At 58.8% G+C, this 16747-nt stretch carries 19 protein-coding genes; all 19 read left to right on the top strand.

From position 1 onward, the window contains the following. The first annotated feature begins 112 nt into the window (after positions 1-112). Entirely contained in the window at positions 113-577 is a 465-nt protein-coding gene (locus G6L01_RS07770; RefSeq protein ID WP_174109481.1) for a hypothetical protein, read from the top strand. Next, positions 574-777: a hypothetical protein gene (locus G6L01_RS07765; protein WP_174109479.1), complete on the top strand. Its 204-nt coding sequence runs from the start codon at positions 574-576 to the stop codon at positions 775-777. The genes G6L01_RS07770 and G6L01_RS07765 overlap by 4 nt, the downstream gene beginning before the upstream one ends. Continuing rightward, on the top strand, positions 774-1205 hold the full coding sequence (locus G6L01_RS07760) for a helix-turn-helix domain-containing protein (protein ID WP_156590718.1): 432 nt from the start codon (positions 774-776) through the stop codon (positions 1203-1205). The genes G6L01_RS07765 and G6L01_RS07760 overlap by 4 nt, the downstream gene beginning before the upstream one ends. Then, a complete protein-coding gene (locus G6L01_RS07755; RefSeq protein ID WP_174109477.1) occupies positions 1202-3811 on the top strand; it encodes a DNA methyltransferase in 2610 nt (869 codons plus the stop codon). Before G6L01_RS07760 ends, G6L01_RS07755 begins: the two co-directional genes overlap by 4 nt. Further along, a complete protein-coding gene (locus tag G6L01_RS07750) occupies positions 3808-4242 on the top strand; it encodes a hypothetical protein (RefSeq protein WP_174109475.1) in 435 nt (144 codons plus the stop codon). Before G6L01_RS07755 ends, G6L01_RS07750 begins: the two co-directional genes overlap by 4 nt. Further along, positions 4239-4727: a winged helix-turn-helix domain-containing protein gene (locus tag G6L01_RS07745; protein WP_174109473.1), complete on the top strand. Its 489-nt coding sequence runs from the start codon at positions 4239-4241 to the stop codon at positions 4725-4727. The genes G6L01_RS07750 and G6L01_RS07745 overlap by 4 nt, the downstream gene beginning before the upstream one ends. Further along, on the top strand, positions 4720-5019 hold the full coding sequence (locus G6L01_RS07740; protein WP_174109472.1) for a hypothetical protein: 300 nt from the start codon (positions 4720-4722) through the stop codon (positions 5017-5019). Before G6L01_RS07745 ends, G6L01_RS07740 begins: the two co-directional genes overlap by 8 nt. Continuing rightward, the gene (locus G6L01_RS07735) at positions 5019-5855 is read left to right on the top strand and encodes an adenine nucleotide alpha hydrolase family protein (protein WP_174109471.1); all 837 of its coding nucleotides are present in this window, start codon (positions 5019-5021) and stop codon (positions 5853-5855) included. The genes G6L01_RS07740 and G6L01_RS07735 overlap by 1 nt, the downstream gene beginning before the upstream one ends. After that, positions 5852-6058: a hypothetical protein gene (locus tag G6L01_RS07730; protein WP_174109470.1), complete on the top strand. Its 207-nt coding sequence runs from the start codon at positions 5852-5854 to the stop codon at positions 6056-6058. Before G6L01_RS07735 ends, G6L01_RS07730 begins: the two co-directional genes overlap by 4 nt. Next, positions 6055-6381 (top strand): hypothetical protein, encoded by a 327-nt coding sequence (locus G6L01_RS07725; RefSeq protein WP_174109469.1) that lies wholly within the window; start codon positions 6055-6057, stop codon positions 6379-6381. The genes G6L01_RS07730 and G6L01_RS07725 overlap by 4 nt, the downstream gene beginning before the upstream one ends. Further along, positions 6378-7643, top strand: coding sequence for a hypothetical protein (locus tag G6L01_RS07720; RefSeq protein ID WP_174109468.1), 1266 nt, complete (start codon positions 6378-6380; stop codon positions 7641-7643). Before G6L01_RS07725 ends, G6L01_RS07720 begins: the two co-directional genes overlap by 4 nt. Further along, positions 7640-7843: a hypothetical protein gene (locus G6L01_RS07715; protein WP_345799426.1), complete on the top strand. Its 204-nt coding sequence runs from the start codon at positions 7640-7642 to the stop codon at positions 7841-7843. Before G6L01_RS07720 ends, G6L01_RS07715 begins: the two co-directional genes overlap by 4 nt. Continuing rightward, positions 7840-9843, top strand: a complete 2004-nt coding sequence (locus G6L01_RS07710; protein WP_174109465.1) for a DNA primase family protein — start codon at positions 7840-7842, stop codon at positions 9841-9843. The genes G6L01_RS07715 and G6L01_RS07710 overlap by 4 nt, the downstream gene beginning before the upstream one ends. 449 nt (positions 9844-10292) lie before the next feature. Next, entirely contained in the window at positions 10293-11072 is a 780-nt protein-coding gene (locus tag G6L01_RS07705; protein WP_174109463.1) for a hypothetical protein, read from the top strand. Between the two features lie 288 nt (positions 11073-11360). Next, a complete protein-coding gene (locus G6L01_RS07700; protein ID WP_202032421.1) occupies positions 11361-11990 on the top strand; it encodes a phage tail protein in 630 nt (209 codons plus the stop codon). A gap of 241 nt (positions 11991-12231) precedes the next feature. Next, the gene (locus tag G6L01_RS07695) at positions 12232-12834 is read left to right on the top strand and encodes a hypothetical protein (RefSeq protein WP_070150690.1); all 603 of its coding nucleotides are present in this window, start codon (positions 12232-12234) and stop codon (positions 12832-12834) included. Next, entirely contained in the window at positions 12831-14846 is a 2016-nt protein-coding gene (locus G6L01_RS07690) for a terminase gpA endonuclease subunit (protein WP_174109461.1), read from the top strand. The genes G6L01_RS07695 and G6L01_RS07690 overlap by 4 nt, the downstream gene beginning before the upstream one ends. Beyond that, positions 14843-16480 (top strand): phage portal protein, encoded by a 1638-nt coding sequence (locus G6L01_RS07685; RefSeq protein WP_174109459.1) that lies wholly within the window; start codon positions 14843-14845, stop codon positions 16478-16480. Before G6L01_RS07690 ends, G6L01_RS07685 begins: the two co-directional genes overlap by 4 nt. Next, positions 16480-16746 (top strand): hypothetical protein, encoded by a 267-nt coding sequence (locus G6L01_RS07680; RefSeq protein ID WP_174109457.1) that lies wholly within the window; start codon positions 16480-16482, stop codon positions 16744-16746. Before G6L01_RS07685 ends, G6L01_RS07680 begins: the two co-directional genes overlap by 1 nt. The last annotated feature ends 1 nt before the right edge of the window (position 16747 follow it).

Here is a 16747-nt window from a genome sequence, read left to right as displayed (position 1 = left end):
AAGTAAGAGCTGGCGTTAAGTTCCTGTTGCTGTTGCGGTTTTATCCGCCCGCGCGGGGCAGTTCACGAAAACAAATCGGCAAAAAATATCCTTGACTTCTGAGGAGGGAAACGTGCGCGCAATTAACAAAGATCAGGCCGCTGCCTTGAAGGGCGCCACCCGCCGCGCAGTGCAGATGGCGGGTACGGCGGAATGCTTTCAGCACACAACCCGCGTCGGCAAGGCGCCGCTGTCCAACTATGCCAGCACCTCCGAGGATAACGCGGAAAAATTCATGCCGCTCGATATCGTCTTGGAAGCGGACCTTGAGGCCGGATCACCCGTGATCACCGAGCAGCTGGCCCGCCTGCAGGGCTATCGCTTGGTTAAGGACGAGCCGGAAGCGGCGCCGACCGGGCTTGGTTTTATTGATCTGCTGACCATGGACAGCTTTGCCGCCGCGCTCAAGACCGCCGTCGTCGAGGCTTTGGACGACGGGCATATTTCCACGGGTGAGGCCCGCGATATCGGCCGTGAAGGCGAGCGGGTCATCAAAAAAGTGCGTGAAATCATGTGCAAGGCGGGGGCAAGCGTATGACCCCGGTTGAACAAAAACTTCACGACGCCCGCCGTCGCCATGACCACGAAATCAACGTTGCGGCCTTTGCGCCCAACCCACCGATGGATCGGCGCACCTGCCGGGAGTGCGGATCGGCGCTGACGATGGCCGAGGTGATCGAAAAGCACTGTATCCGCTGCGCCGAAATTGTCGCGGAAGTGCGGAGGGAGTTGCTGTGAAGAACCTTGTGGTTTCGTTTCAGGACCGCAAGGTCATGACGTTTCTGGACGCCCAAGCCGCCAGGTTTAATTGTTCGCCACGGCATGTGGTGCTGGCGCTGACCAAGGCGATTGCCAAGAGCGATCTGGTGGACGCCGTTCTTGATGGCGAAACACCGCAAGAGCTTTGCCCCAACGCCCGCCTGTCCCGGCATAACCAGCCTCTCGGGTCTCGACAGAAGAAGGTTCTCGACTGGTTCCGCGCCCAACCGGGACCGGATGTCCGCATCGGTGCCAAACGTCTGGCCCGCCAGCTTGGCATCGGCCCGGACGTGGCCGCACAGGTGATAATCAGCCTTCGGAAGGCCGGCTACATCACCGTGATCGAAAAGGGCAAGCCCGGTGGACCGGCGACGGCCTATAAGGTCAATAGGGGTGACGTGGCATGAACTACGTCGATTTCCTCAAAAACAAAGTCCAGATGGCCCCGCAAGGCGGGTTTGATGTATCGCTGGACGAAATCAATCCCATTCTCCTGCCTCATCAGAAGGCGATGGTCGTCTGGGCCTGCCGGGGTGGCCGCCGTGCCGTGTTTGCCAAGTTCGGGCTTGGAAAGTCTGTCATCCAGATTGAAATCCTGCGGATCATCACTGCCAGGTTCGGCGGTCGCGGGTTGATCGTCACGCCGCTTGGTGTACGGCAGGAATTTCGCCGCGATGCGCATATGCTGGCAACCGGCGATCACCCACGCATTACCGATGCGCAGCGCGCCGAGCTGCGAGCCTGGCAGGCGGGTCGGCCTGATCGTATCCCGACGTTTGAATTCATCCGGTCGATTGATGATGCCAGTGCCACCGGTCTCTACATGACCAATTACGAGACGGTGCGTGACGGGAAACTGGACCCGCACCTGTTTGAGGCTGTCAGCCTCGACGAAGCGTCCTGCCTGCGCGGCTTCGGCGGCTCCAAGACGTTCCGCGAATTCATGCGGCTGTTTGATGGGGTGCGCTTCAAGTTTGTTGCCACGGCCACGCCAAGCCCCAACCAGTTCATTGAGCTTCTGGCCTATTCCGCCTTTCTCGAAATCATGGATGTCGGGCAGGCAAAGACCAGGTTCTTCAAGCGCAATTCCGAAAAGGCCGACAGCCTGACCATCTATCCGCACAAGCAGCGCGAGTTCTGGCTGTGGGTGGCGAGCTGGGCGCTGTTTGTGCAGAAGCCGTCCGATCTCGGTTTTTCCGATGAAGGTTATGACCTGCCTGCCATGGTGGTGCATTGGCACGAGCTGCCTGCCGACCATACCAGCGCCGGTGCGGAAAAGAATGGCCAGTCCCGGCTGTTTCGCAATGCCAGTGCATCGCTATCGGATGCCGCCCGCGAAAAGCGCGACAGCCTGCCGGTGCGGATTGCCAAGCTGATGGAGCTGCGGGCGGAAAACCCCGATGCGCACCGGTTGATCTGGCACGATCTGGAAGCCGAGCGGCTGGCCATCGAGGCGGCGATCCCCGGCATTGCCACTGTGTATGGCAGCCAGGATCTCGATGCGCGCGAAGAGACGATTTGCGCCTTTTCCGATGGGCGATTGCCGGAGCTGGCGGGCAAGCCGTCGATGCTCGGGTCCGGCCCCAACTTTCAATACCATTGCTGGTGGGAAATCTTCCTCGGCATTGGCTTCAAGTTCAACGACTTCATCCAGGGCGTCCACCGCATCTACCGCTTCATGCAGGATCACGAGGTTCGCCTCGACCTCATCTACACGGAGGCCGAGCGGCCGGTGCGCGACAATCTGCAAGAAAAATGGCAGCGCCACGAGGAGCAGATGCAGATCATGACCGATATCATCAAGGAATACGGCCTTTCCAGCGCCGCCATGGCCGCCACGCTGCAACGCTCGCTTGGCGTCGACCGAATCGAGGTGTCCGGCGATGGTTACCGGCTGATCAACAATGATTGCGTGCTGGAAACCCAGACGATGGCTGCCGACAGCGTCGACCTTATCGTCACATCCATCCCATTTTCGACCCAATACGAATATTCTCCGAACTACTGCGATTTCGGCCATATCGACGATAACGATCATTTCTGGCAGCAGATGGATTTCCTCATTCCCGAACTGCTGCGGGTGCTGTCGCCGGGCCGGATTGCCGCCATTCATGTGAAGGACCGGATCGTGCCGGGCGGTATGACGGGGCACGGTTTCCAGACCGTCTATCCGTTCTCGGATGATTGCGTTGCCCGCTTCAAGCAGCACGGCTTTGCCTTCCTGTCGCGCAAGACCATCACGACGGATGTGGTGCGGGAAAACAACCAGACCTACCGGCTCGGCTGGTCCGAGCAGTGCAAGGATGGCAGCCGGATGGGTAACGGCATGCCGGAATATCTGCTGATTTTCCGCAAGCCGCCCTCCGATGCCTCAAACGGCTATGCTGATCGGCCGGTGAAGAAGGACAAGCGCCAATGGAGCGGCGCGGATGGGGCCTGGTCGAATGAGACCGGCTATTCCCGCGCCCGCTGGCAGCTCGATGCCCATGGTTTCATGCCAAGTTCCGGCAACCGGCTGCTGCCCGTTCAGGATCTGGCCGGGCTGGAGCATCATCAGATCTTCAAGCTCTGGAAACGCTACTCGCTCGAATCGGTCTACGATTTCGAGCATCACGTGAAGATTGCCGAACACCTGGAAGAGCGGGGCATGCTGCCCTCGACCTTCATGCTGTTGCCGCCGCATTCCAAGCATGACGACGTCTGGACCGATATCACCCGCATGCTGTCGATGAATACGCTGCAGGCGCAGGCGGGCAAGGAAATGCACCTCTGCCCGCTGCAATTCGACATCGTCGACCGGGCTATCAGCCAATATACCGAGCCGGGTGAAACGGTATTCGATCCGTTTGGCGGTCTGATGACGGTGCCTTACCGGGCCATCAAGCTCGGTCGCAAGGGCATCGCGACTGAATTGAACCCGGCCTATTTTCTCGACGGCTGCAAATATGTCGAGGCAGCGGCCCGCGACATGGCCATGCCCAACCTGTTCGACCTGCTGGAGGCGGCACAGTGAGCAGCGCCAGCAGCAAACCACCAACCGCGCCAGGCCTCTATGTCGTCACCAACAACCCGCAGCAGGCGGCCATCGATTTCTTTCATTGCGATCTGGAGCTGGTGCCTGCATGGGCGCGGATCGTCAGTGATGTCTCGGGTATCCCGGCGATCCCGACCGACGCCAAGGTGATCAATCGCTGGTATGGCGCTGGCGGTCTGTTTGAACAGATCTGGCGCGAAGAGCGCCAGCGGCGGAAATTCGACATGGATTATGCCGCCCATGTGGCCACGCTTCAGGCCTGGCATGACAAGCGGTGGGCCGTCGATGCGCCAGCCACACCAGCGGAGCCTTCACCCGCACCCTCCGCGCCGGTTTCCTCTCCCTCGGCGGCCAGTCACCCGGACCGGGCCGCCCCGTCTTCCCTTCCCAGAAAATCGAGGTGGTCATGATCGCACTGGATCTCTTCGGGCCTTGTTCTTTGTCCCCGGTAAAATTCGCAAGCCTTTCCCCCGCTGATCAGACGCTTTGCGTCCGCCTGATGTTTGAAAAAATGTCGGAAATGGCCGGTGCCACGGGCTTGAAAGGTGATGGCATGCAGCGGCTCGGCGCGGCTCGGCATCAGGTCAACATGCCAGACCAGAGGGAACACCACCGTTGCGAACGAAGCGAGGATGACGATCTCTCCGCGCCAGCCTCGAAAATCCTGCGGCTGTTTTGTGCCGAAGATGGGCCGATCAGCATGCCTCATGCTGAAATGGAGCGTCGGGCGGGCCTGACCAAAGGTTCGGTGCGCTGGATATTGGAAAGCCTGAAGGAACGCGGACTGATCATCTGCCTTCGCGCCGGCAAAGGCCCGCGTCAAAGCACCTGGGCCGTCACCGACGCCGGTCGTCTTGCCATTGCGGCCATTGCGCTGGAGGCGGCCGATGCGTGAGGACCGAAAAATCACCCTGATCATCGCCCCCAACCGGGATGCGGCGGCTAAGACCTGCGATGCCTGGCAGGTTCCGCGTGGTCGCCTTGGCGATGGCCGCGCGCTGCGCGTCATCACCTGCCCGGAAGGTCTGCGCGGTTGGCGCGAAGGCACAGCCTGCCTGATCGATTTCAATCTGTTCGGTCGGGAAGACGTGCGGCTGAAAGACCTGGCGCAAAGCCTGCTGGCCAGCGGCCGGTTGCGGCGAATCTGCTTCAAGGAATTGCGCGAATTGCGTGGGGAGATGGTTTGATGCACGACCCATTCCTTATCCAAGGCCCTGCCATGATTTCGTTCTCCGGCGGGCGGATTTCGGCATACATGCTCTATCGCATCGTTCAAGCCCATGGCGGCAAATTGCCGGATGATATCGTCGTGGCGTTTGCCAACACGGGCAAGGAGCGGGAAGAGACGCTGCATTTTGTCTACGAATGCGGCAGCAGATGGGGCGTATCAATCCGTTGGCTGGAATGGCGCGATACTGACCCTTGCTATGAGCTGGTAGGCTTCAACAGCGCAAGCCGCAACGGAGAACCGTTTGCTGCGCTGATCCGGAAAAAGCAGCGTCTTCCCAATTGGCAGGAACGCTGGTGTACCAGTTTTCTTAAGCTTCTGCCCATGTTCGCTCTGGCAAAGAGCTTCGCATGGGTTGCCGGTGAATATGCGGAAGTAATCGGCATTCGTGATGATGAAGGCATGCGCATTCTCAATGGATTGGCGCGCGCCGAGAGGGATGGCCGCAAGGTCATCTACCCGCTTGCAAAAGCAAAAATCCGTAAGGCCGACGTAATGGACTTCTGGCGTGGTCAGCCTTTCGATCTTGGTCTTGAGCCTTGGGAAGGTAATTGCGACCTCTGCATGGCGACTGGGCGGGGAGTGCGCCTTGCTCGCATTCGCCGCAACCCCGGGTGCGCCAAATGGTGGCACGAAATGGAAGTCGAACGAGGTGGTTTTTTCGACCGCCGCGACCGGGTGATTGAGCTTGTTCAAGCCGCAGCTCGGCAAGTCGATATGTTTGAAGATGCCAGTTTCGACGAATTCGACGCGGAATGCGGCGACGGCTGTGGGTTTGGGGAGGCCGCAGAATGAATCTCAAAGAAGCATGCAACGCGGTCCGGCTCTATGTCGAGGAAAAGGAATTCAGTGCGAGCAACAGCATGGGTACATGGAGTTGGCTCGATAGACTGGATGATTGCCTTGCCGACATCCGCGCCGAGCTGGCCGAAGCCGCGCAGGACGACGGTAAGTGGGGCCAATATCTGGACATGACGGACGAAAGGAAGCCGGCATGACGGAGAAAGTAGCGCCATCATTCGACGTTGATATCCATATGGCTGGGGACATCAACACCGCTGGCATCATCATTCAGCGTTATGCCGCCGAAACCGGCCTTTGCATAACGTTATCCCCGCAGTCGTTTATTTACACTGGCGGACGCGAAGAAGGTTTCCGCGTTGGCTTCATCAATTATCCGCGTTTCCCAAAAGAGCCCGGCGATATTGTTGCCCGTGCCCGCGACTTGGCGAGCGTCTTAGTCGTCCAGCTCGGCCAGCACTCCTACAGCATCGTAACGCCAATAGAGACGATCTGGTATTCGAGGAGGGGTGCCGAATGACCAGCCCCATCATCGACGATTTCGTCACCCGGGCCCGCGATGTCAGCGTGTCGGATGCTATGGATCGGCTCGGAATCATAGAGCCCAAAGGCCGCACCGAATATCAGGGGCCGTGCCCGCGCTGCCATGATGGCACGGACAGGTTTTCCGTCAACCGCACCAAGAATGCCTTCAATTGCCGAACCTGCGGCGGCGGGCGCGATGGGATCGGTCTGGCGGCGGTATGGCGCGATCTCGACCTGCGCAACCGGGCGGAATTTCTGATGGCCTGCGGCCATGCCTTGGGCGAGACGGTGCCAGCCGAGGGTGAGCAGGAAACGGAAGAACAGCGCCTGGCGCGCGAACAGCGAGCAGCCGATAGCCGCGCCAAGGCCGACAAGAAGCGGGCCGAAAACGATGCCAAAGCCGATCAGCAGCGCCAGAAGGCCATCAACCTCGGGCGCAACCTCTGGCTCAATGCCCTGGATTGCCTTGCCGCTGGCCTGCGTGAGGCGGAAGGCTATGCGCTGATCCGCCGTTATCTGCGGTTTCGCACCGGCTTCTGGCCGCATGATGGCGTGTTCGAGCATATCCGCTTCCTGCCCCGCGCCACCTATTATGGTGTCGACGAATGGAAGCGGCCGATGTCGATCTATGTCGGCCCGGCACTGTCCATCCCCTTCGTCAATCTGGACTTCCGGATCACCGGCAGCCAGCAGATCTGGATCGATCTCACCAACAAGCCGAAATTCCGCCCGGTGTTGCTCGATGCGGAGGGGAAGCCGCTGTCATCGAAGAAAATGCACGGCGTCAAGAAAGGCTCGATCCTGCCGGTGTTCGGCAATCCGGAGGCCGCGCGCTGGGTGGTGGGCGAGGGGATTGAAAACCCCGCCGCATGGGCCGGGCCGGAAGGCTGGCGCGAAGACACCTTCTACCTCGCCGCCGGTGACATCGGCAATCTCGCCGGTCCACGCGACCCGGCTTCGGATTTCAAGCACCCGACGCTGACCACGGTCGACAGTCGCGGCCGGGCGCGTCGTGTCAATGTGCAGGGTCCAATGCCAAAGCCGGACCACCAGCCAGACGATGCCATGCAGGTGCCCGCCCATGTGACCGAACTGCTGGTGCTGGCCGATGGCGACAGCGAACCGGTGCAAACCGCCGCCTGCCTCGCCCGCATGGCCGCCCGCCTGGAGCGACCGGGGCTGGATATCCAGATCGTCTATCCGCCCGCCACCATGGACTTTTCAGAAGCCTTTGCCGCCGTGCGAGGGGAGGAATGATGATGCTTAATCCACTCAAATGGTTCGGCGCGCGATATTGGCTTTTTATGATCCCCTTTCTGGCTGGATCATTTGCCAATGGCTTCAAGGTTGCATGGTTCGGGTTCTGGCCAGCGGTTGTTGTTGTATTGATCGCCACGGTGATGGCTGTCGCTTTGTTTCGTTTCATTCTTGACCGCTATTGGACCTGCAAGCCATGACAGAGCCGAAAAAGCCGGACCTGCCGGAATCTGTCCGCAAGATATTGGAAGATGCCGAGGCGCAGCGCCGGGCCTATGCTGGTCGCCCGGACCCTCTGCCTATTGATGAGCCGGAACCGGACGAAGATGTCCTTGAATTGTCCGGGCCGGAAATCCTCGAAGAATGCGCGGCCCTGCCGGAAACCGACATCGGCAATGCCAACCGGCTGCTGACCCGTTATGGGCGGTATTTGCGCCATGTGACGCATGTCGGGTGGCATGGGTTCGACGGTCAACGCTGGATGGAAGACGCATCCGGCGCCGTGGTGCGCCGTTTTGCCCATCGCACCGCCGAGCTGATCGATGATGAGGCGATCCTGCTGGATTGCTCGACCAAGGAACAGGCAGCTATCGAGGCTGGTCGCGATGCGGCGAAAAAGTTGCAGGACATGGGCCGCCCGCCGACCGTACGAGAAGCCGTCGACGATGATCGCCTGACGGAATTGAACGGTCTGATCGCCGATATGAAGGAAGCCGAACGGGAAAAGGTGAAGATGGGCAATCCGAAGGCCGACTGGCCGGAGGAAGCCCATGTGCTGCATCAGAAGATCAAGGACAGGATCAAGACCGGTCAGCAGGCCGAGCGGGCGCGGCGCAAGATGGTGGATGCCACATCCTCCTGGACGCCAGAGCAATATGCCGAATATGCCGAACTGGAAAAGATGGTCGACGCCATGGACGAGGTGGAGGAGGGGCGGCGTGGCCGCATGTCGTCTCGCCACAGTCATGCCAAGAGCGCGGCCGGGACATCCAAGATCGACAACATGCTGAAAGAGGCGGTGCCTTACTGCTCGCTGGATGTGAAGGATCTGAATACCGATCTCTACGCCATCAATTGTCAGAGCGGGACGCTGCGGTTCTATTGCCGGGTGGTGGAAGGCGTGCGGCGCTGGAAAATCCGGATGGACAAACATCGGCCGGAAGACCTGATCTCCAAGATGGCAGAGGTGGATTTCACGCCGGACGAGGATTGCCCGACATTTCGCAACTTCCTGAAACAGGTCATGCCGAATGTCGAATACCGCAACTTTCTGCAACGCTATCTCGGCTATTGCCTACTGGGTATGACGGGTGAGCAGTGCTTGCTGTTTTTCTATGGCGCGGGTCGCAACGGTAAATCGACCTTCGTGGATCTGATGGTGGATATTCTGGCTGATTATGCAGCGTCCATGTCGATCGATAGTTTCGCTGGCGAAAAGCGCCGCTCTGGCGCCGAGGCCACGCCCGATCTGGCCCGTCTGCCCGGCGTGCGCCTGGTGGCGGCCTCGGAGCCGGAAATGGGCGTGCAGCTCAAGGATGCGCTGATCAAATCCCTGACCGGCGGCGAACCGCTTCCGGTGCGAAAGCTCAACCAGGACTTCTTCGAACTGATCCCGCAATTCAAAATCATCCTGTCCGGCAACCATAAGCCGATCATCAAGGACGATTCTGACGGCATATGGCGGCGTGTGAAGCTGGTCCCGTGGGAAATCCAGATCCCTGAAGAAGATGTAGACCGCGACCTGCCGCGCAAGCTGCGCGAGGAACGCAACGGCATATTCGCCTGGATGGTGTCGGGGGCGATTGCCTATCTGGAGACAGGGCTTCAAGAGCCAGAGGGCATTAAGGACGCGACACGCGAGTATCGTGAGGAAAGCGACCCTATCGGCGCGTTCTTGCGCCATGCCTGCCATATTACCGGCGCCGACGCCGATCAGGAAACACCGCTCGACCTATACAATGCCTATCAACGCTATGCGAAACGCGAGGGCCTGTCTGAATTTCATCAGCCCACCTTCACACGGCGGTTGCCGGATCAAACTCGCAAGAGTTGGAAAGGGCCGGACGGCGGCATGCATCAGTTCCGCCGTGGACGGTCGAATGGCACGGTCTACTACGGCATTCGCGTGAGGGATGAATTCAGGCCGGAAGCGCCTGGCGGCCAATATCCAGACTATGAACCCATGCCGGAGGGCTTCTGATGCCGTTGCGCGCCCGGACCCTTCGGTGGTACAAGGTGGACAGCGCGGCGTCTACCTGCCTTTTGCACCCTTCCGAGGGTCCGGGGTGGACAGCTAGGACAGATAAACCGGTCTTACGGACAGATAGGTTTTTTCCTTCGGACAGGAAGAGCGCAACGTTTTCAAAATGTTATGAACGATGGACAGCTAGGACAGGTAATTCCCGTCCTTTCGTGATGCGCGCTCGCGCGCATTTTTTCAGAACCGGATTGCCATGGATGATGCGTGTCATGAGAAATTGATGATGCGGTTTGTATTGCGCGCATCATTAAAGGTCGCAACTTATCTGTCCTAGCTGTCCATCTATTGTTTTTATTAGATTTTATCTGTCCATTTGTCGATTTTATCTGTCCGTTTTTTACCAGTTATCTGTCCTTGCTGTCCAAACTTTGAAAATAAGAGGTGAGAGAATGAAAAAAATTACGATTGAAGCCTTTCTGAATTGGGCTTTCACGAAAGAACTCTGCAAAGTCGGGTCTGGATCAAATGTCGGTCTGGCCTTAATTCCATCGTCTTGGGGGATGATCGGCTCATACGCGGCCTTGGGTACGATGATTGACCGCAGCCCAAACGGGTACGGTGTGATCCCGGATTTCATTGAGGATGGCTTCCCGCACGCCGATGCAGTGCGGGCAGGGGAAGCTGTGCTGGGCCTGTCGAGCTTCGGCTTCGATATTCCACAAGAGTGGTGTTTGTTTCCTGAATGGCCCGATGAGCGTGGCCTTGTGGCGGCGGAAGTGGCGAAAATACGGGAAGAAGTGCTGATCAAAGGCGATAGGCTCGCCGGCAGCCATATGGTTTCGCTGGTGACGACATGCGCCATTCTTGGCCGTGGACCGGACTGGCAGGCGGACAGACCTCTCGAAGCCATGGTGACAAGCCCGACTGGCCAAACGAGATGGTTTGCCCTGGCAAAAGCAAAAGACGCCTTTGGCAGGACTTATAGTATCGAGACAGACGGCTATAACCGGCGGACAAGACGCCCTGTCAAAGGCGCCTACCGCAAATATCATCTGACGAGTTCCATTCGCGGTGCGATCCTCGACCGGCTTGAATGGCAAATTTGGCAAGCCGCACTTTCCACGCTCTATGCTGATCTGGAAGGTGATTTGCAGGCCCACGATATTCTGCCTTTCGTGCCAGATCTTGAGCCATGGTCACACCCGCAAGAAAGCCTGAAATCCGCGTAGTTTTGTTGAAAATAAAGGGAAATAATTGCAATTGCGGTCGTTTGACACTGAACCATTGTTTGACATAGGTTAAGCACACTGAAAAAGGTAAGAAAAACCCGCTGGCGGAAACGCTCGGCGGGTTTCGCATTTCCAGCCGATGGAGGCGACCATGAGCCCCGCTGCTGTAATGGCGGCTTTCAGTGAGAGGCGATGATGTTCGGTGCTGTCCTGGGATAGCAGCTGCTTGGAGAACCAAACATCTATAAGCGGCCCAGCGGTCGCCTCGATCACTCTGGAGTTTTTGCTATGGCTGATCTGACCATCCGTTGGGGCGATGTCTCCGGTATGAACCGGTTGGAAAACGCCATGAAAAAGTTGGATGGCCCGCAAAAGCGGATCGTCTTGCAGCGGGCGGTAAATCACACCGGTGACAAGGCCCTGACACAGGTTAGTCGCACACTGGCAAAGCAGACAGGTTTGCCATACGGCGTCATCAAGAAGGCGTTGAAGGTTCGAAAGGCGACAGGAACGGGTATCAGCCGGGACACTGGCGAGATCGTCTCGTTTACCGATGCCTCGTTCAACTACACGATCACATCTCGGGGCGGCGATATCGCCCTGAAATACTTCAAGGCCCGGGAAACCAAGGCTGGCGTGACCGCTGCCCCGTTCGGCAAGCTCCAGCTCTACGCCGGCACATTCATGAAGGGTGGGCGTTTCCCTAATCGGGTGAAGACGGATTCCCTTCACGGTCACGTCGTCCGCCGGGCGGGAAAACGTCGCAACCCTATCGAGATTGAGGAATCTGGTGTGGTCATTCCAGCCGAGATGGTCTCAGGCGCAAGCGCCAAGGTCTTCACCGAGACCGTCGAGACCAGCCTGCCGAAGCGCGTCATGCATGAGATCGGATATCTGATACCTGGTTTCTTTGAATAAAAACAATGGTTTGATGGTGAAAATGTTGCATTTTTGCATCAATTTTGACCCCGAAAACCGAGTGTTGCAACCCTGCCACACCCCCCCTAGTCTAGGGACCGTACCCAAGTCCGACCCGCCCACGAGGGGACATACTCCCGAGTCTCGGGCAGTCTCAGAGGTTTGAATGTTGGGTTAACGGGGTTGACGGGGTTAACGGGGGTGGTTGACGGGGTTGACGGCTGAAAGGTGATGGTGATCGATGTCGGATGTGATGTGGTCAATCACCGAAATTGCGGCGCGGGACAGTGTTTCGAAGGCGGCGATTTCCAAGGCGGTCAAGAAGATGTTGGAAGCCCAGCCGGAAACGCCGGTTGATCGTGGTCCGCAGGGGCAGGTCATGCGGGTGTCTTTGGCGCACTATGACCATTACCGGTCGCGGCATATCAACCCGGCCAAGGCCTCGGCGCCCATTCGGGGCGTTGGTTCCGAAGATAAACCGGGCGGCACTGGGTCGCTATTGCCGCAGAGCGAAAGCTTTGATGAGGCGCGGCGCCAGAAAGAATGGCTGGCTGTAGGCCGTGAGAAGCTACGGCGGCAGGAAGAATGCGGGCAGCTGGTGCGCAAAGACAGCGTGGATGCTGCGGTGCGCGGCATCGGGGCCGAATTGCAGGCGATTATCCGGCGGTTACCGAATCGGGCGGACGATCTCGCATTGGCCGTCTCGAAAGAGGGCGTGCATGGTGTGCGGGTCTTGTTGCGGGAAATCGCTTTTGAGATCGGCAACGAGATGGCGGACAAGCTGGAAGCGATTGCCAGCGAAGCGCCGACCGGTGATGCCTTGATCGAGGAAGAGGAAGCGTGACAGTTCATCCTGGTGCGCTGCGCGGTGTTGCGTCCACGTTGGCGACAGCCATCAGGCCGACACCGCCGGTGCCCTTTGATCGCTGGTTGACCCAGAATGTCGTGTTGGTGGATGGGCCGAAAAAGGGCGAGCTTTGGTCAGCGGCGGATGCGCCATACCTGGTCGAGATGGCGCAATGTCTGAGCCAGGAGCATCCTTGCAATCTGGTGTCTTGCCGAAAATCGCAGCAGACTGGCGTGTCCATTCTGGCGTTGTCCTGGATGATGTACATTGCGGAGACCTGCCCGGATAACGCGCTGTATGGCGTACCGGGCATTGATGCTCTGCAAGACATCAACTCCGGCAAGCTTCAGCCGCTGATCGACGCCTGGCAGAAGCGGACGGGCAAGGAAACGATCTATCCGTCGACCAGCCGTTCCGGGGTTGGATCGACCACGTATGAGAAGAAATTCGCCGGTGGTGCGATCTATCTGGCCAATGCCAATACGGTCATGGATCTGTCGGCGAAGACGGCGCGGTTTGGCGTCAAGGACGAGGTGTCCAAGTGGAACATGCTGCCGAATGGCGCTGATCCGGAAAACCTGTTCTTCGGTCGCTTTACAGCGTTCCGCCGTCAGAAGACCTATAAGATTTTTGAGCTGTCCACGCCGGAGCTGGACAGCGGCGATGCGCTTGGCGAGGGGCCGGGCCATTGCCGTATCGACCGTTCATTCCGGCGTTCGGATCAGCGGTTCTGGCATATCAAATGCCCGGAATGCTGTGTTGAGCAGGTCCAGGACGATCAGAACTTTCTGATCAACCGGGGCCAGCCGCATAAATCTGTGATGCGTTGCGTAAAATGCGGCCATCATATTTCGGAAATGGAGCGGGTATCTGCGGTGCGGGAAGGGCGGTATATTCCGTCTCTATCCGGTCCGGATCGTCATCCTGGCTTCCATGTCGACGCCTTCATGTCGTTGATGATGTCCTACGAGGCGATTGCCGAGGACAAGATCAGCTACGAGGCAAAGGGTGAGGCCGGCGCGAAGGACTACCATAATCTGATCTTGGCCAAGCCATATCAGATGAAGGGCAATGCACCGGACCACAAGCGGCTGATGGAGCGGCGGGAAGACTACAAGCCCGGCGTCATCCCATCTGGCGGACTGCTGTTTGTGGCCGGTGCAGACGTCCAGGGCTACGGCATCTACTGCGAAGGCGTTGCCTTCGGAGAGGATCGGCAGAGCTGGAACGTCTTCGCCGAATTCTTTGAAGGCGCGACGGACAACCCGCAAGCGGGCGCCTGGCTGCTGTTTGAGGAATTCGTTTCGCAGGAATTTCCGGATGCGTTCGGGGTGCTGCGGAAGATCGATGCACTGGCCGTTGATGCTGGCTGGCGTACCAACCAGGTCATGGAATGGTGCCGCCGCCATCCGAATGCCTATGCCACGAAGGGCCAGCCAGGCCGGGGCCTACCGGCCATCGGCCTGCCGTCGCGCAAGACCGTTACCAAACGGGGCAAGCGCAAGCGGTTCGGTTCGGCGATGTCCTGGCCGGTCGGCACATGGTCATTGAAGGCAGAGTTTTACGGCAATTTGCACAAGATTGGTCTTGCGGCTGGAGAGGCGCAGGACCCATCCGGCTATTGCCATTTCCATAAGGAGCTTGGCGAGGAATATTTCCAGCAGATCACCGGGGAATATTTTCATCAGGCTTTGGTGAAGGGCAAGCTGCACGAAGAGTGGAAGAAGCGGCGGGAACATAACCACTTTCTCGATTGCAGAATCTACGCGATGGCCATGGCGGAACACCTTGGCCTTTCGAAGATGAGCGCAAGCGATTGGGCAAGACTGAGAACAATGCTGGAGCCGGAGATTGTGCCGGATCTGCTGTCTTCTGTCAGCCACAAGGTCTTGCATGAGGATCGGCCAGCGGAGCCGCAGAAAATACCGGTTACCGCGCCCGCGTCGTCGGTACCGGCGCAGACCAAAGCAGACAAACCGACTGAAAACAGGTGGAAAAAGCGCAAATGACGGAAAAGCCACGGGTGAGGGTGAAGGCGGGTAGCGTGAGCGCGCCCGCAGTGCGCCCAACTGGTGTGCCCCGCAACGGGCGCGCTTCGTCCGCATATATGCGTGATAGCCAGTCTGGTATCATTGCCTCTCGCCCGGCGTCTTTGCGGGAGCATCGTGACGAGGTTCGGCGCATCTGGTGGCGGGCGGCGGGCCTTGCCATGGATATGTTGCAGAATTCCGGCCGGTTGCGCGGAGCTGCTGACCAGATCCTGGCCGATACCATTGGTGTGGAGCTGCAACTGAACCCGATGCCGGATTTGAGCCGTCTCGGCTACGATCAGATGGAATCTATAGCCTGGACACGAATGGTGAAGGGGGAATGGAAGCCTTGGAGCTGGAACCCGCGTGAGTGCGATTTCCGCGCCAAGCTGACCATTCCGCAGCAGACAGATGTCGGCATGCGAAACTGGCTGGCCTTCGGCGAAAGCACCGGCGTGGTTTCGTATCTGCCGCGTGCGCAGCGTCTTCCGGGCTGCCGTACCGGCACGAAAATGCTGATGCTGTCCCCGCAAAAGCTGGTTCAGGATACCAGCGAGATGATGGGTCTCTATCAAGGCATCTACCACGATGCCTATGGCCGCCCACAGGTCTATCGCTTCAAGGAATGCCGGGACGGTCTGACCTATACGGTGGACTATGCGGCGGCGGATGCGGATGGACGACAGCTTGTCATGCATGCCTTCGATCCGTTTTCGGCGGAAGATGTGCGTGGGATTTCCCCGCTGGTCCCGACCTTCCGGAAATATCTGATGGCCGAGAACACGGATGATGCCACGGCGCAGATCATGTTCATGCAGACCATCTATTCGGCAGTCCTGAAAAGTGACAAGCCCAGCGCTGAGGTGTTTGAGGCGCTTGAAAGCCTGAAAGACAGCCCTTTGGACGGGGCTAAGGACATGGCGCAGGACGTTGTCGATTACTTTCGAGCACAGATGGATCGTGCTGCCGAATCGGAAATCCGGATGGGCTCTGGGGCCGGTGTTTCGCATCTCGCTCCCGGCGAGGATCTTGAATTCAAGAACATCACGGCGCCTGGCTCCTATTACAAGGATTTTATGGCGTCGTTGCACCGGGAAACGGCCCGGGCGCTTGGTGTCAGCTATGGCGGGTACACGCTTGACTACACGGCTGCCACCTATGCCTCGACGATGATGGAGAATTCGGCGCTTTGGCCGATTGCCCAGCGTCGGACCCAGCGAATTGCCGCGCCGCATGTGCTCGTGCCTTATGGTAGCTGGCTCGATGAAATGATCGAGGAGGGCCGTATTCCCTTCAAGGGTGGTCTCGAAGTCTACCGCGCCAACCGCGATGCGGTGCAATGGGCGCTGTGCAACGGTCCGGCCAAGCCGACCGCCGACGATTTGAAGCGGGCCAAGGCTTCCAGCGAGCGGATCGCGAACGGAACGGGTGACCTGACTGAGGAAATCAGCGAATTGGGCGGCGATGCCGAGGAGCGGTTTGAAAGCCGTCTCCGGTGGCATAATCGCTACAAGGAAGCGGGGATGGCTTCACCTTTCGAGCGCGGCTTGCCGAGCGATCCAGCCGGTAGCAATGAATCTGGCGCAAGCCAAGAACAGACGGCGGGTGCGTGATGGCGCTGGTGAAGATCAACGGTGTCGATGTCGACCAGGACGATCCTTGCGCGCTGTTTCAGGCGCTTTATTCGGTGAAATTGAGGGCTTTGGCGGGCGAGCATGTCAGCCAGATGTCGATTCAGTCACCTGTCACCCGCGACCAGGTGGTGTTTTCATCGGCCGATCTGTCGGCGCTCAACGCCGAATTGAACCGGCTTGCCGCCGCCTGCCAGGAAAAGACCACCGGACGGCGGCCTAGTCGCCGCTGGCGGCTTCGGTTTTAGA

It is taken from the genome of Agrobacterium vitis (assembly GCF_013337045.2).
Lineage (GTDB): Bacteria > Pseudomonadota > Alphaproteobacteria > Rhizobiales > Rhizobiaceae > Allorhizobium > Allorhizobium vitis_B.
Note: the sequence above shows the minus strand (reverse complement) of the source record. Positions and strands in the feature narration are given on the sequence as shown.

What these genes read in the sequence shown, in the direction of transcription:
- G6L01_RS07765 (WP_174109479.1), top strand. Translation starts at nt 574, where the DNA reads ATGACCCCGGTTGAACAAAAACTTCACGACGCCCGCCGTCGCCATGAC.
- G6L01_RS07755 (WP_174109477.1), top strand. Translation starts at nt 1,202, where the DNA reads ATGAACTACGTCGATTTCCTCAAAAACAAAGTCCAGATGGCCCCGCAA.
- G6L01_RS07745 (WP_174109473.1), top strand. Translation starts at nt 4,239, where the DNA reads ATGATCGCACTGGATCTCTTCGGGCCTTGTTCTTTGTCCCCGGTAAAA.
- G6L01_RS07740 (WP_174109472.1), top strand. Translation starts at nt 4,720, where the DNA reads ATGCGTGAGGACCGAAAAATCACCCTGATCATCGCCCCCAACCGGGAT.
- G6L01_RS07735 (WP_174109471.1), top strand. Translation starts at nt 5,019, where the DNA reads ATGCACGACCCATTCCTTATCCAAGGCCCTGCCATGATTTCGTTCTCC.
- G6L01_RS07730 (WP_174109470.1), top strand. Translation starts at nt 5,852, where the DNA reads ATGAATCTCAAAGAAGCATGCAACGCGGTCCGGCTCTATGTCGAGGAA.
- G6L01_RS07725 (WP_174109469.1), top strand. Translation starts at nt 6,055, where the DNA reads ATGACGGAGAAAGTAGCGCCATCATTCGACGTTGATATCCATATGGCT.
- G6L01_RS07720 (WP_174109468.1), top strand. Translation starts at nt 6,378, where the DNA reads ATGACCAGCCCCATCATCGACGATTTCGTCACCCGGGCCCGCGATGTC.
- G6L01_RS07715 (WP_345799426.1), top strand. Translation starts at nt 7,640, where the DNA reads ATGATGATGCTTAATCCACTCAAATGGTTCGGCGCGCGATATTGGCTT.
- G6L01_RS07710 (WP_174109465.1), top strand. Translation starts at nt 7,840, where the DNA reads ATGACAGAGCCGAAAAAGCCGGACCTGCCGGAATCTGTCCGCAAGATA.
- G6L01_RS07705 (WP_174109463.1), top strand. Translation starts at nt 10,293, where the DNA reads ATGAAAAAAATTACGATTGAAGCCTTTCTGAATTGGGCTTTCACGAAA.
- G6L01_RS07700 (WP_202032421.1), top strand. Translation starts at nt 11,361, where the DNA reads ATGGCTGATCTGACCATCCGTTGGGGCGATGTCTCCGGTATGAACCGG.
- G6L01_RS07695 (WP_070150690.1), top strand. Translation starts at nt 12,232, where the DNA reads ATGTCGGATGTGATGTGGTCAATCACCGAAATTGCGGCGCGGGACAGT.
- G6L01_RS07685 (WP_174109459.1), top strand. Translation starts at nt 14,843, where the DNA reads ATGACGGAAAAGCCACGGGTGAGGGTGAAGGCGGGTAGCGTGAGCGCG.
- G6L01_RS07680 (WP_174109457.1), top strand. Translation starts at nt 16,480, where the DNA reads ATGGCGCTGGTGAAGATCAACGGTGTCGATGTCGACCAGGACGATCCT.